The 13180-nt window shown below is 36.7% G+C and carries 11 protein-coding genes; 5 read left to right on the forward strand and 6 right to left on the reverse strand.

Going from position 1 to position 13180, the window contains the following annotated elements; translation table 11 throughout:
• Positions 1 to 24 precede the first annotated feature (24 nt).
• The 4 genes from TP70_RS07680 to TP70_RS07695 all read left to right on the forward strand — a co-directional run bounded on the left by TP70_RS07680 (position 25) and on the right by TP70_RS07695 (position 4506).
• Positions 25 to 210 (forward strand): VraH family peptide resistance protein, encoded by a 186-nt coding sequence (locus TP70_RS07680; protein WP_044360755.1) that lies wholly within the window; start codon positions 25 to 27, stop codon positions 208 to 210.
• A gap of 176 nt (positions 211 to 386) precedes the next feature.
• Positions 387 to 1844 carry an N-acetylglucosamine-specific PTS transporter subunit IIBC gene (gene nagE, locus TP70_RS07685; protein ID WP_044360756.1) on the forward strand — a complete coding sequence of 486 codons (1458 nt, stop codon included), beginning with the start codon at positions 387 to 389 and terminating at the stop codon, positions 1842 to 1844.
• 137 nt (positions 1845 to 1981) lie between these two features.
• On the forward strand, positions 1982 to 2845 hold the full coding sequence (galU, locus tag TP70_RS07690; RefSeq protein ID WP_044360757.1) for a UTP--glucose-1-phosphate uridylyltransferase GalU: 864 nt from the start codon (positions 1982 to 1984) through the stop codon (positions 2843 to 2845).
• 17 nt (positions 2846 to 2862) lie between these two features.
• The gene (locus tag TP70_RS07695) at positions 2863 to 4506 is read left to right on the forward strand and encodes a phospho-sugar mutase (RefSeq protein ID WP_044360758.1); all 1644 of its coding nucleotides are present in this window, start codon (positions 2863 to 2865) and stop codon (positions 4504 to 4506) included.
• A gap of 25 nt (positions 4507 to 4531) precedes the next feature.
• Here TP70_RS07695 and TP70_RS12015 read toward each other — a convergent pair whose 3' ends face one another.
• The 4 genes from TP70_RS12015 to TP70_RS07715 all read right to left on the reverse strand — a co-directional run bounded on the left by TP70_RS12015 (position 4532) and on the right by TP70_RS07715 (position 11392).
• On the reverse strand, positions 4532 to 6727 hold the full coding sequence (locus TP70_RS12015) for a bifunctional glycosyltransferase/CDP-glycerol:glycerophosphate glycerophosphotransferase (RefSeq protein WP_084207676.1): 2196 nt from the start codon (positions 6725 to 6727) through the stop codon (positions 4532 to 4534).
• 187 nt (positions 6728 to 6914) lie between these two features.
• On the reverse strand, positions 6915 to 9419 hold the full coding sequence (locus tag TP70_RS07705; RefSeq protein WP_044360759.1) for a glycosyltransferase: 2505 nt from the start codon (positions 9417 to 9419) through the stop codon (positions 6915 to 6917).
• 27 nt (positions 9420 to 9446) lie between these two features.
• Positions 9447 to 10370 carry an NAD-dependent epimerase/dehydratase family protein gene (locus TP70_RS07710; protein ID WP_044360760.1) on the reverse strand — a complete coding sequence of 308 codons (924 nt, stop codon included), beginning with the start codon at positions 10368 to 10370 and terminating at the stop codon, positions 9447 to 9449.
• A 383-nt stretch (positions 10371 to 10753) separates the two neighbouring features.
• Positions 10754 to 11392, reverse strand: a complete 639-nt coding sequence (locus tag TP70_RS07715) for an NAD(P)-dependent oxidoreductase (RefSeq protein ID WP_044360762.1) — start codon at positions 11390 to 11392, stop codon at positions 10754 to 10756.
• A 172-nt stretch (positions 11393 to 11564) separates the two neighbouring features.
• Between TP70_RS07715 and TP70_RS07720 the strand changes: the two genes are divergently transcribed.
• Positions 11565 to 12008: an Rrf2 family transcriptional regulator gene (locus TP70_RS07720; protein WP_044360764.1), complete on the forward strand. Its 444-nt coding sequence runs from the start codon at positions 11565 to 11567 to the stop codon at positions 12006 to 12008.
• Between the two features lie 56 nt (positions 12009 to 12064).
• Here TP70_RS07720 and TP70_RS07725 read toward each other — a convergent pair whose 3' ends face one another.
• Positions 12065 to 12796: an epoxyqueuosine reductase QueH gene (locus TP70_RS07725; protein ID WP_044360765.1), complete on the reverse strand. Its 732-nt coding sequence runs from the start codon at positions 12794 to 12796 to the stop codon at positions 12065 to 12067.
• A 132-nt stretch (positions 12797 to 12928) separates the two neighbouring features.
• Positions 12929 to 13147, reverse strand: a complete 219-nt coding sequence (locus tag TP70_RS07730) for a YozE family protein (RefSeq protein WP_044360766.1) — start codon at positions 13145 to 13147, stop codon at positions 12929 to 12931.
• Positions 13148 to 13180: the final 33 nt, after the last annotated feature.

Consider the following 13180-nt stretch of genomic DNA (forward strand, 5'->3'; position numbering starts at 1 on the left):
TCTCATTAATAAGGAGTGATTACAATGCGTGTAAAAGATGTCATCATAGGTGCTTATAACGACCTATTAAACATGAAAATCAACTTGAAGAACGTTGCCATTACGGCAATCATCACTTTCTTCGCCAGTTCGATTATGACGCCATTTCTTGGTATTCCAGTCGGTCTACTCTTCTCAGGATGGCTTATTGAAAATAAACTCAATGACTAATACAATAAAACCTACATCAGCAGGATTTTTAAATATCGTGATGATGTAGGTTTTATTTAATGTTATAAATTTTGGAAACACTTCCAAATTCATATTCAATCGTGCAAAACATTATTATATAATAGTACACGCAACGATGTCCTTCATAAAATTTTTTATAAAGAGAGGTAATTTGTATGCTCAATTATTTACAACGCATTGGTCGCTCATTAATGCTACCAGTTGCCGTGTTACCAGCTGCTGCGATCCTTGTCGCAATTGCGAATATTATCGCTGCCACAGCAGGACAAAATGCCGCTTATACATTTTTCTTTAGTGCAGGTATGGGCGTCCTAGAAAATCTTGGCTTGTTGTTTGCCATTGGTGTCGCTATCGGTATGGCAAAGAAAAATGACGGCGCAACAGCACTTGCCGCAATTGTCGGCTTTTTAGTCGTTGATAAGTTGCTAGACCCAGAAAATGTGGCTGTCTACTTAGGCATTTCCGAAAAAGCGGTTAACGCTGGCTTTACTAATATCGGCTTTGGGAATGTCTTCGTTGGTATCGCAGTCGGCTTAATTGCCGCCTCTTGCTACAACAAGTTCTCATCTGTAGAACTACCAGACGCTTTTGCCTTTTTCAGTGGTAAACGTCTTGTACCAATCATGACTGCTTTATTCTCAGTGATTTTTGCTTTTATTCTGTTGTTTATTTGGCCTTTCGTCTACAGCGCACTTGTTATGTTCGGTAAAAGTATTATCGACTTAGGCGCAATCGGTGCAGGTATTTACGGTGTTGCCAACCGTTTGTTGATTCCACTCGGCTTACACCATGCATTAAACGCCGTATTCTGGTTTGATATTGCGGGTATCAATGACGTCGCAAACTTCCAATCACAGACAGGTACAAAAGGTATTACTGGCCGCTATATGGCAGGGTTCTTCCCAATTATGATGTTCGGTATTCCCGCTGCTGCACTTGCGATGTACCATACTGCACAAACAAAATACCAAAAACAAGTTGGCAGTATTATGTTTGCCGGTGCTATCTCAGCGTTTATCGTAGGTATTACAGAGCCTATCGAATTCGTTTTTATGTTTGTTGCGCCATTATTGTATGTTGTGCACGCCATTTTGACAGGATTGTCACTGTTCATTGCAGCGCTTTTCCATTGGACAGCCGGCTTTGCATTCAGCGCTGGCCTTATTGATTTCGTATTATCATTGATTAATCCATTCGCGAATCATCCATTAATGTTGATTGTTCAAGGACTTGTGTTCTTCGTGCTATACTACAGCATTTTCCGTTTTCTGATCGTTAAGTTTAACTTGAACACGCCGGGTCGTGGTAGTAACATTCCAACAGCACAAACAACTGATTCAGACTCTAATGCAGCGCCATCAACAAGCAAATATACACAAACAGCTGCTACGATTATTGAAGGACTTGGCGGTAAAGACAACATTACTTCACTTACAAACTGTGCAACACGCTTACGTCTAGAACTTGTTGACAACACGAAAATGGACGAAGCAAAAATCAAATCTGCAGGTGCTGCTGGTGCACTTAAAAGTGGGCAACACGCTGCACAAATTATTATTGGTACGCACGTGCAACAAGTTGCTGACGAAATGGAACGTCAGTTGGAAGCATAACTTATAGACCCTTCTTATTTTGGTACAATAACAATAAACAATATGATGTGGTATGATATACATGATGAACAGCAATGATTATATAGACAATCATACGAATCATTCATTAAGAAAGTTTTAAAAGAAAGGTGAACAAAGTGACTATACGAAAAGCAATTATCCCTGCAGCAGGTTTAGGTACACGTTTTTTACCTGCCACGAAAGCGATGCCTAAAGAAATGTTGCCAATATTAGACAAACCGACAATTCAATATATTGTCGAAGAAGCTGCAAGAGCAGGCATCGAAGACATTATTATTGTGACAGGTAAACATAAACGTGCGATTGAAGATCACTTCGATACACAAAAAGAATTAGAAACAACATTATTTGAAAAAGGCAAGTTAGAGTTGCTCGATAAAGTCCAATATCCAACAGACCTTGCAAATATTTTTTATGTCAGACAGAAAGAACAAAATGGACTTGGCGATGCGATTTATACAGCAAAACAATTCATCGGTAATGAACCTTTTGCCGTGCTTCTCGGCGATGATATTGTCGAATCGGACACACCCGCAATTCAACAATTAATGACACAATATGAAAAAACTGGAAAATCTGTCATTGGTGTACAAACCGTACCAGAATCTGAAACACATCGTTACGGTATTATTGCGCCACAATCTCAAGATGACCGCTTATATGACGTTGAAAAATTCGTTGAAAAACCTGCACAAGGTACAGCGCCATCAAACCTTGCTATTATGGGCAGATATGTGCTATCGCCAAAAATCTTTGACTATTTAGCAACACAAACAGAAGGTAGCGGTGGCGAAATTCAATTGACGGATGCGATTGAACGTTTAAATCAAGACGACAAAGTGTACGCATATGACTTTGAAGGCAAGCGTTACGATGTCGGCGAAAAAATTGGTTTCGTGAAAACAACGATAGAATATGCTTTAAAAAATGAAGAAATGCAAGACGAAATTAAACGTTACATTCAATCACTGAATTTATAAGTAAGGAGGTGGCGATTTTGAGAGCCCAATGGGAAGCAAAACTCACGGAAAGTCTCGTTGAACCTTTTTATCGCAAGCAAACTGAATCAGAAATTGAAGAAGGCTTTTCAGACGTCTTAGCTTTTGGTACAGCTGGCATTCGTAGTACATTTGGTATCGGACCCGGTCGTTTGAATAAATTTACGATTCAAAAATTTGCGTTAGGCTTTGCACACTACTTGAAACAACTGACTGCAAACCCTACCGTCGTGATTCACTTTGACACACGTCATTTATCTCAAGACTTCGCGCGTGAAATTGCCAAAGTACTCGGCACTAATGGCGTAAAAGTGATATTGCCAGACACATTCAAATCAACACCTGAACTTTCATTTGCAGTGCGTCATTTACAAACAACTGCTGGCATTATGATTACAGCAAGTCATAACCCTAAAAACTATAACGGCATTAAAGTATATGATTCAGACGGCGGGCAACTATTAACAGCACCCTCTCTGACTTTAAGTAACTATATAGATGTTGTGCAAGATCCATTAAACATCCAAACGGAAACACTCGAAACGTTGCAACAACAAAAGATGATTCAACCGTTAGACCAAGCAACAGCACTGGCATATCAACATGCCGTTAAAACACTCGTCGGTAAGATTGATACCGCATCAACTAAGACCGTACTCACAAGTTTACATGGGACAAGCTTACCTTTACTATCTAACATTCTGACTGACCTTGCTTATACGAACTACGTGATTGAACAAGCGCAGTCAACACCCGATGGCGATTTCCCAACAGTGGCAATTGCTAACCCGGAAATGCCTGATGTTTTTGACCGCAGCAAACAACTTGCTGACAAAGAGGATGCACAATTAATTATCGCAACTGATCCGGACGCTGATAGATTAGGTATTGTCGAAAGATATGATGATGGTACAACACGCTATTTTAACGGTAATGAAATTGGCTTGCTGTTACTCAAATTACGATATGATGAACAATCAACTAAACAGCAGCCTTATATGATTAAATCTGTCGTTACTGGTGCATTGAGTGAAAAGATTGCACAATCACTTAATATTAAAGTGATCAACGTGTTAACAGGCTTTAAATACATTTCAGATCAACTGAAACAAATGGCGACACAAGACGAGCAACTCGTATTAGCATATGAAGAAAGCCATGGCTACTTAGTGGAAGACTTCTCTCGAGACAAAGACGCAATACAAATTGCAGCCTTGATGATTAAGTACAAAGAACAACTCGCTCAAGAGAACAAAACATTGAAAGACGTATTAATAGACATTTATCAAACATATGGCCATTATCAAGATCGCACCCTCTCACCAACATTTGTAGGTGCAGAAGGACGACATAAAATCAATCAAATGATGGACCATTTTATGCAACTCACATCTATTGAAGTTGCCAATTTAACGCCTATATCAATTGAAAACTATGAACGTCAAGAAGTGTTACACATTCAAAGTGGCGAAAAAGAAAAAATCAACTTACCACAAACTGCACTCATTAAATTTATTTTTGAAGAAGGCTTTATTGCTGTTAGACCATCAGGCACTGAACCTAAAATGAAATTGTATTTTTCTTTAAATGTGGATGACTTAGATAATGTCATTAACGCATTTTGTACACAATTTGATTTATAACGACAAAAATACCGATCCCAACATTTTACTGTTGCGATCGGTATTTTTTTGCCTTCTGTTGAACTTTTTGATGAATCAATTCACCAATATATTCAGACGCCTTCCCATTGTCTATTGAACAAAAACGTTGATAAAAAGCTTCTATTTTATCCTCATAATCGCGCGCGATCGTATCTAAATTTTGTAATCCTTTTAATAAGTCATCAGACGTTTCATAAACTGGGCCTGGCAAATCTTGATGATAATCAATATAAAAGCCGCGTAAATCTTTGTCATACTTCTCAATATCATATGCATAAAAAAGCTGTGGTCGTTTCAACACACCAAAATCAAACATTACTGATGAATAGTCTGTCACTAACACATCACTGATTAAGTACAACTCTGATACATCTTTATAATTTGATACATCATACACAAAACCGTCCATTCCAGACAAGTCCATTGGATCATCAATAAAATAATGCATGCGTAATAAAACAACATAGTCATCGCCTAACATCTGCTTAAACTTCTTCAAATCAAGTTGCAAGTCAAATTGATTCACCTCTGTTTCAATGAATTCATCATCACGCCACGTCGGTGCATATAAAATCACTTTTTTATGTTGAGGGATACCTATTTGTTGTCGGATAGCGTCGTGAAAACCTTGGTCATCTTGGCGTGTCACTAAAATATCATTTCTCGGGTAACCAATTTCCAATATTTGATCTGGATTCATCCAAAATGCAGATTGAAAAATCTCTGTAGAATACGGATTAGGTGATACAAGGTAATCCCATCGGCGTGTTGCCCAATAAAAATGATACTTATAATCTGCAGTCGTCGTATTTGGGATACGTACCTTTTGCATGTCATTTGCTAATCGTTTCAACGGTGTACCATGCCACGTTTGAATATAGCATTGATTCTTTTTTTTCTTCATATATATAGGTAAACGTGCATTTGACACCCAGATATGTGCTTGTTTAAAAATATCAAAATAAGCAGGACTTCCCTTTTTTATTTTATGGCAATCGTCAGGTAACGTCGGATCATTTACATCTTGGAAAATCCAATAATATTCATACTGCGGATAACGTGCTTTCATATACTCATAAATATATTTCGGGCTATCATTGTAAGTTTTACCGCCAAATGATTCAAAGACAATTTTTTTATTATCGACCGCACGTTCAGAATTAAACAACATATATTTCGCATATGGGCGTCTTGAGCGATTAAATATAAAATCTTTAATAAATCGCATACGATAGCGTGCTTTATTAACTAAACGTGCTGCTGATACGCTTTTTTTATTAAGTAAGGCTATTTCAAGTTTAATGAAAAGGTTCTTCTCATGTTTCATCACTGGTTTGAGATAACGTGTCACTGCACTTAACCGACTACCATATTGATGATAACGTTGATCAATATCATACAATCCCGGTTCAAACGCTTGACGCACAAATGCTTGCATCACTTTTAAAACATACTGATACATTTGTGGATGATTTTTTGTGCGCGCACGTGCATCATCGAATGCTTTCACATAGTCATTGAAATGTACGTCTAGAGACTGCTTGGTAAGTTGTGTTGCCTTGAAAGGGTCATAGACTTCTCCACGATAATAAAACGGAACACCTGACAATGCGACAAAGCTTGTACTATGTAACGAATAGTCTATAAGCAAAGACAGGTCGGCATAGACATTTAAATCTGTATTTAATGTTAAATCGTTATCCCGAATCGTCGATGTTTTAAATACAATATTACATACACTTTGCTGCTCTAAAAGTATCGTTGGTCTTTGAGATAGTTTCCCCTGACGCACGCCCAACGCGCCTGAATCATAAGATGTTTGAGGCTCTGTTGAAAAGTCATGTATAGGTGCAATGAGTGCATCTTGATCACCTAAATGTGCTAAATAAACATCCACTGCATAAGGTGTCAATGTATCATCCGCATCTAAAAACATAAAGTATGGTGTCTGAACGTGTTCCATTCCTACATTACGTGCATAACTATGCCCATGATTTACATCTAAATCAATGCATTGATACGTTCTTTGATGCTGTGCTAAAAGTGTCGTTATCATCGTTTTAGATGTATCCGTTGAACCATCATTCACGAGTAACAACTCAAAGTTTTGATTTGTTTGTTGAATCACTGACATGATACATGCTTCAATATGACTTACCATATTATAAAAAGGTATCACAATGGTTAGTTGATTTTTCATACATAAACCTCTCTCTGAAATAACGCACAAATAATCCAGTAAAATGATGACATTTTAACAGTGTCACGCATCATTATACGTCCGTTCTAATTATATTTAATACACTTAAAATTATAGAGATATACGCCGTTTTTGTATACTAAAAAGGCGGAACGGCATGTGCCATCCCACCTAGATAGAGATTGATTTACTGTAACAATCGATAAAATTGTTTTAATGCTTGTTCATTGTGCTGATGTACATCAAACTTTTGATAGCTTGGCGCTTCACCATTCATAAACTGTAAAATACCTGCGCCTACACGTTCAGGTGTGTTGTTTACTAACATACCGTATTTACCTGAATCTAACACATAACGGTTAGCAGGAATATCTGATGCCAGTACATTCGTTCCAATCGTCAATGCTTCTAACAATACCATTGATTGGCCTTCATAGTGTGATGACAGTACAAATAAGTCACATTGTTTCATAATGTTAAATGGATTGCCTTTTTGGCCTACGAGATAGACATTATTCTCCAAATGCAATGATTTAATTAAATTTTGCAGCTCTTTTCTCAACGGCCCTTCTCCTAAGATGTATAGCTTAGCTTCTGGGTTTTGTTGTACAACAGCTTTAAAGCCAGTAATTAAAATATCAAACCCTTTTTCTGGAGATAGACGCCCCATTGCCATCACTTTGAAGTCTTTATCATTAAATTCGATGCCTTTAATTTGATCATTCTTTAAAATAGTCAACATTTTTGTATCATGTTCGATAAAGAAATCACTTTCATCATCTATTAGTGTTTCAATACGTTTTATATTGATCGTATTCATAACGGAAACAAACTTTTTTCGCGTAGTAGGCGTGCTTAAATTGCGCATGTTTAATCTACATGTTTCCTCAGAGACACTGACAAGGTAATCGAACTTCGGATACATTGTCATGACACCTTTTAAGTTAAGATAATGTGGCTTTTTTCCATTCACTGTTCGATTCATATCGCTTTGAATATCACTATGCAATAAGATTAATTTCTTCTTAGAGACTGTACCAAGTAATATCTTGGGCCAAAACATAGCATAACCACTAAAATCAACGACATAGTCAAATACTGCATTGCCAAATATTTTCCTAAATTCTCTCTCAAACATTAATTTTGGATATAAAAACTTTTCTAATTTAGGTTGAATGCCTCGATTCCCAATAAATGTATTCTGATATATTTCTGTTGTAGTTGCTAACAAAGGATCGTTTCTCAAAATAATTCTTATATTTTTATTCAGTTGCTGTAACTTGCCCAAGACGTCGGCATTTATTATTCGTCGATCCAACACAATTGTAACGTCATATTTATCATAATCTAAGTTTTCTAATAAATTAACCACTGATGTTGTAATGCCATTATTTTTCATACCGCCAGGATGAATAAGTATACGTTCTTTCGTCTTCGGTTCTTCAATCTTTTGAGAATGAAACATCGCTTGAACAACCTTCTCTGTCACATGACCATCCTCATGTGCAACATATGCCTTTTTGAACGTTTCATAATTTTTGTGATACGCAAGCGCATTATTCTCAGCTTTTTTAACTTGTACGATTAAATCCTCTAAATCATCAGCAGATGGCCCTGGTAACGCATCAAAATCAATGTAAAGACCTCTATTGCTTTTATATGCTTCATAATCCGGTGCATAAAAGATAATTGGATTATCCGTCACTAAATAATCAAAGAAAATACTTGAGTAATCGGTTACTAATAAATCGACAACACTTAATAATTCGTTCGTATCAAATGTATCCGGAATTAAGTAAGGTAATATTTTTTGATGTTCTAAAGCAAGCTCATACACAAACGGATGTACCTTCACTAATACTTGATAGTTTGTGTGCGCTTTAAGTTCCATAATCATTTGATAGATGCTTTCGATACTATCTTCCGGTTGGTGCACGTCTTGTCCACGCCAAGTTGGTGCAAACAAGAGCACTTTTTGATCTCCAATATGAATACCTTGAGATTTTAAGTCTTTTAAAACCGTCTCACGTTGACTATTAATCGTTAAATCAATACGTGGATAACCGATTTCCATTAACTGTCCATTATAAAGACCTTCTAGCGCAAAAGCTTTTTTAAAGATAGATGTCGTATGCGCATTCGGACTCACTAAAATATCTGAACTCAAAAAGTTTTTGATAACGTTTTGAGAGCCTAATAAATTATCTTCAACATCCAATCCCATCGCTTTAATCGGTGTCCCATGCCATGTGTTGACATAAATCTGATCTTCTTTTTTCGTGAAATATTCAGGAAATGTTGCATTATTCAAGAGGTATTTAGCTGTCGTTAAAACATGTAAATATTCATCGCTTTCTTTGACAATAAATCGCACGTTATCATGCTGCCCGTATTGATTTTCAAATACCATTTTCATTTTTTCAGATTCCACAACCCAAAAATGTGTAAAATCTTGATATTGTACATGATTTATGAGATATAAAAACACTGCATACGGACTATCAGCCAAACTTTTCCCATCGTATGATTGATATAAAATATATGTTGGTACGGTAGGATTTTTTTTATAATAGGCTGCATATTTTGTAACTTTATTTACATAAGCACTTCTCAATCTTGCTTTTAAGGGTCCTGAAACAAAATTGTATTTTCTTTTAACTTGATTCAATAAAACCTTAGCTATTTTTTTCAATCAGGACACCTCATTTTTACATATTCTTTAACTATTTAAGTATTCTTCTAAACCACTATTAATCGTATATTGTGGTTTGTAACCAATATTCTCAAGTTGCGTAATATCAGCAACAGAGTGTTTCACATCACCTTTTCTTGCTTCATCAAATTGATATTCAATCGTCTTATGATAGCTCGTTTCAAAAGCATGGAAAATATCTTTCAATGACGTTTGGTGCCCTGTTCCAACATTCAAGACTTCACCGTTTGTCTCATCGCTTTCGACCACGCGTGAAATCGCATTAACAAGGTCTTTAACATAAACAAAATCTCGTGTTTGCGTGCCATCACCAAAAAATGTAAACGTCTCATCATTTTCAAATTTGCGTTTCATAATTGAGATAACACCTGAGTATTGTGAATTTGGATCTTGTTTTGGTCCATACACATTAAAAAAGCGTAATGCAGTTGTCGGTAAATGATAGAGATGATGATACATCTTCGTATATTGTTCTCCTGCATATTTTTGCACCGCATATGGCGATTCCGGCTGCACCATACTATCCGTTGTTTTTGGCAATTGTGGATCGTTCCCATAAACAGCCGCAGAAGACGCAAAGATAAACTTTTTCAAACTTGAATTATGCTTGCGATTCACTTCTAATAAGTTAACTGTTGCATCAATGTTCACTTCGTTTGAACGGATAGGATTATTCACAGTATCGACAACACTTACCACTGCTGCAAGATGTACAACAATGTCAAACTGATATGCTTTTATAAGCGATTCAACCTTATCCACATGACAAACATCTACATTAAAAAAATGGTCATCATCTATAAATGGAATATTTTCTCTATAACCACTCGCTAAGTTATCTAGAACAAACACTTCATGACCATTTTTATCATAATAATTTGCAATGTGTGAGCCAATAAAACCTGCTCCACCAGTTATTAATAGTTTCATACGATTTCAATCCTTTAAATATATATTTTAAAATAACGTACAATAGTATAGTAATGATAGTAATATCATATCACTCAATGAAATGCGATACAATTAGTTTCACCCCAAGACTGTCAAGCACAGAGACCATTTGAACCGCTATAATTAATACTGTTTTTATCATTTACTATCCTTAATATAATCACGTTAAACACATTCAATTCAGAAACGCTATATATTTTTTGTAGAGCCCAAAAATTTATTAAAACGTATTTTACTTCAAACATCTGCTACCATTTCTATTTACTTGAAACAACGCCTTATTTCCTCGCACACAAAAAAGCCACTTATGTGCTATCTTCAAATAGTACATAAGCAGCCAATATATAATTTATGCGTATCTTTTACTCAGCTTCTCCAACAACTGTAAATCTTGTATTCACAAACTGACCTTGTTCCGCTTCATCAACAATCGCAATCGCATAGTCTGCATAACTGATGTAGCTGTCACCTTTTGCATTCACAATCACATGATCTTTACCGAGTTGGTAAGTACCTGTGCGTTTACCTTCTGCATTAAAATCAGCAGCAGGGCTTACGAATGTCCATGTCACATCTGTTGTAGCTTCCAATGCTTCTAAGTTACGTGTTTGACCATTTGCAGTTGGTTTGAACAAGTCTGGGAAATCTGGTGTATCAACTAAGCGTGTTGTTTTCGCTTCGTCTACGTACAAGCTACCTGCACCACCGACTACAATAATTCTTACATCTGTGCCTTTAACCGCATCAATCAATGCGTTTCCCGCATCAACGTGCGCTTGCTCTTCCCCCATCGGTGCACCAAATGCATTGATCACAACGTCAAAACCTTTCAAGTCATCTTGTGTTAAGTCTAAAACGTTTTTCTCAATCACTGCGACATTTGAATTTGTGACTTTCGCTTTATCACGTACAATTGCTGTCACTTCATGTCCTCTTTCTAAAGCTTCTGTCATCACTAATTGACCGACTTTGCCACTTGCACCAATAATACCAATTTTCATTTGAATTGCCTCCTTAAAATTTAACCTGTAATCGTTTTGTTAACATGTAATTATTATAGTTACAGGTCGTAAGTTTGTCAACAACAAAAGTATTTATTCTTTATCTTTTTTGCGTTATACTGTGCTTGTAACTAAAAAGATTACATGTATCACATATAAAAGGAGGGCTGTCATGTCTATTAGTAGTAGGTTTTCTATCGGCATTCATATTTTGACTTTAATCGAAACGACGAAAGATGAAGTAAGTTCATCAGAATATATCGCAGGAAGTGTAAATGCCAATCCAGCGATGATACGCAAAATAATGGGGATGTTAAAAAAAGCAGGTCTGATTGATGTACGTCCCGGTGTGGCTGGTGCGCAACTAGCCAAAGACCTAACAGAAATCACTTTGTTGGATGTCTACAAAGCAGTGCATGCAGTGAAAGATGATGCGTTGTTTAACATGCATGACAATCCAAATCCTGATTGCAACGTAGGCCGCAACATTCAAGCAACAATTGAACCAATTTTTCATATGGCACAACATGCTTTAGAACAAGTATTAGCCAATGTCACGATTGACGCGATTGTTAAAGATGTTGAAGCGCGCACAGCTGCAGAAAAAATAGGATAATAACAAAAGAGAGAGACACTACCTTTTCCACATTTTGAAAAAGCAGTGTCTCTCTTTTATTTTGCTTGTTCAGCAAGTGCATCTAAAAATGCTTTTGCTTGCTGATTTACTTCTTTAAAGTCAATACCTTGTTGTTGTGCTGCAAACACACAGCCACAGTAACATTGACGGAAAATATTATAATCATTACACATCGTAATCGAACGTTCATAGCCTTTATTCTTTTTAAAGTCACTCGGCAAATAGTTCACATCGTAAAGTTGTTGCACATCAAGACCAATCTCATTAATCAACTGTGCATTTTTCTTCGGAGATAATGTAATCGCACTACCGAAGTAATCATAACCGAGTTCTACTGCCGCTTCTGCCACCATCTCTAAACGCATACCAAAACATGCAGAGCAACGTTCGCCACCTTCTGGCGCATCGGTCAAACCACGTGTTTTTGCCATTTTCATAAATTCATGTGGCTTATACGGTGCTTCAATATATTTCACATGAGCCCCTGTACGTTCATTGAAGTCTTTCACAAACTGTTCTTGCACACGCGCACGTCGTAAGTATTCATTTTTCGGATGAATATTCGGATTGGCAAAATAGATAGCTACATCGGCATGCTCCGTTAAAAACTCTAAAGTATAGGTACTGCAAGGTGCACAACAACTATGTAATAAAATGCTCGGACGCTCCTCATTGCGTGTCCAGTTCACAATCATTTTGCGTAGCACTTTATCGTAGTTAATTTTTTGGTTTTTCATTTTCTCTAATATAACGTCTGCTTGAATCATTTTATCCCTACCTAATGATGATTTCTATACACTATTACGGGAATAGCTATAAATACGACGCCTCCCAACTTGAGTAGTAGGAGACGCCTTGTACAGGTGACACACGTTCACTAATGTGATTATGCTGGGTCGTCACTTAGCGCCACCAAATTGCATATAGATTGCAATCGCTCGTTTAATGACTGCTAAATTCAATTGACCATGACGAGAGCCTTCACGAAACCACGCTAATATTTCATCGGACGTATGAAGCTCCTTAGGAAATTTAGAATCTACATGAATGCGTCTCGCCAAATCACCTAATGGGGTATCATCACCAATGTAAATTTGCATATATTCATAAAAGCTCAAGTTAATCTTCACCTCTTTTACGAGCTATTCATA

Source organism: Staphylococcus microti (assembly GCF_000934465.1).
GTDB classification, from domain to species: domain Bacteria; phylum Bacillota; class Bacilli; order Staphylococcales; family Staphylococcaceae; genus Staphylococcus; species Staphylococcus microti.

Coding starts and splice junctions, on each gene's coding strand:
- TP70_RS07680 (WP_044360755.1), top strand. CDS start 25: ATGCGTGTAAAAGATGTCATCATAGGTGCTTATAACGACCTATTAAAC.
- nagE (WP_044360756.1), top strand. CDS start 387: ATGCTCAATTATTTACAACGCATTGGTCGCTCATTAATGCTACCAGTT.
- TP70_RS12015 (WP_084207676.1), bottom strand. CDS start 6,727: ATGAAAAATCAACTAACCATTGTGATACCTTTTTATAATATGGTAAGT.
- TP70_RS07710 (WP_044360760.1), bottom strand. CDS start 10,370: ATGAAACTATTAATAACTGGTGGAGCAGGTTTTATTGGCTCACACATT.
- TP70_RS07715 (WP_044360762.1), bottom strand. CDS start 11,392: ATGAAAATTGGTATTATTGGTGCAAGTGGCAAAGTCGGTCAATTAGTG.
- TP70_RS07720 (WP_044360764.1), top strand. CDS start 11,565: ATGTCTATTAGTAGTAGGTTTTCTATCGGCATTCATATTTTGACTTTA.
- TP70_RS07725 (WP_044360765.1), bottom strand. CDS start 12,796: ATGATTCAAGCAGACGTTATATTAGAGAAAATGAAAAACCAAAAAATT.